This is a genomic window from Kitasatospora sp. NPDC094016 (assembly GCF_040304045.1).
Taxonomy (GTDB): Bacteria; Actinomycetota; Actinomycetes; order Streptomycetales; family Streptomycetaceae; genus Kitasatospora.
In genome coordinates, this window is sequence record NZ_JBEOUK010000110.1 from 1 (window position 1) to 1,176 (window position 1,176).

Here is a 1,176-nt window from a genome sequence, read left to right on the forward strand (position 1 = left end):
TGACCGCCGAGCGCGAAGAAGTCGTCGTCGATGCCGACCCCGGCGATCCCCAGGACCTCGGCGAACAGCCCGCAGAGGATCTCCTCCGCCGCCGTCCGCGCCGCCCGGCCACCCGCGAACTCCGCGAAGTCCGGTGCGGGCAGGGCCCGGTGGTCCACCTTTCCGCTGCCGGTGAGCGGCAGCGCGTCGAGCGGGACGACGGCAGCCGGCACCATGTAGCCGGGCAGTGCCCGGGCGACGAACTCCCGCAGGTCAAGGGCGATCCCGGGGATCTGCTCGGTCACCGCGCAGTAGGCCACCAGCCGGCGGTCGCCGTCGTCGCTCTCCCGGGTGGTGACGACCGCTTGGCGGACGGCGTCGTGGCGGACCAACACCTGTTCGATCTCGCCGAGTTCGATCCGGAAACCGCGGATCTTGACCTGCTGGTCGGTACGGCCCAGGTACTCCAGCTCACCCTCGCGGGAACGACGCACCAGGTCGCCCGTGCGGTACATCCTCCCGCCGGACACGAACGGGCAGGCCACGAACCGCTCCGCGGTCAGATCCGGCCGGTTCAGATACCCCCGGGCCAGACCCGCACCCGCCAGATACAGCTCACCCGCCACCCCCGCCGGCACCGGGTTCAACCACTCGTCCAGCACATAGGCATACGTCCCGGCGACCGTACCGCCCAGCACCGGCTGCTCCGTCCCGGCCAGCGGGTGGACGAGCGTGTCCACCGTCGCCTCCGTCGGCCCGTACAGGTTGTACGCCTCCGTCGCCGGCGCCTCCCGCAGGACGGTCCACAGCGCCTGGCCCACCGCCTCACCACCGAGCAGCAACAACTCCGGCGGGCAACCGCCGAGCAACCCCTCCTCCACCAACTGCTCGGCGAAGGACGGCGTCACCTCCAACACCCCGATACCGCACTCGCGGACACGGCGCACCAGCGCCGCCGCGTCCCGGCGCACCTCATCACCGACGAGGTGCAGCTCATGCCCGGCCACCAGCCACAACACACCATCCCACGACGCGTCGAAGCACAACGACGCCGTCAACGCCACCCTCGACCGCACCCGACCCGCCATCACACCCGAGCGATGCGCCGCCAACAGAGCCGCCAGGCTCCCGTGCGACACCACCACACCCTTCGGACGACCCGTCGAACCCGACGTGTGAATCACATACGCCGCGTCC

Annotated in this window: 1 protein-coding gene; it reads right to left on the reverse strand. The window is 71.1% G+C overall.

The window, feature by feature from the left end:
- A partial coding sequence (locus ABT015_RS37915; protein WP_350887908.1) for an amino acid adenylation domain-containing protein occupies positions 1–1,163 on the reverse strand: 1,163 nt, incomplete at its 3' end.
- Between the last annotated feature and the right edge of the window lie 13 nt (positions 1,164–1,176).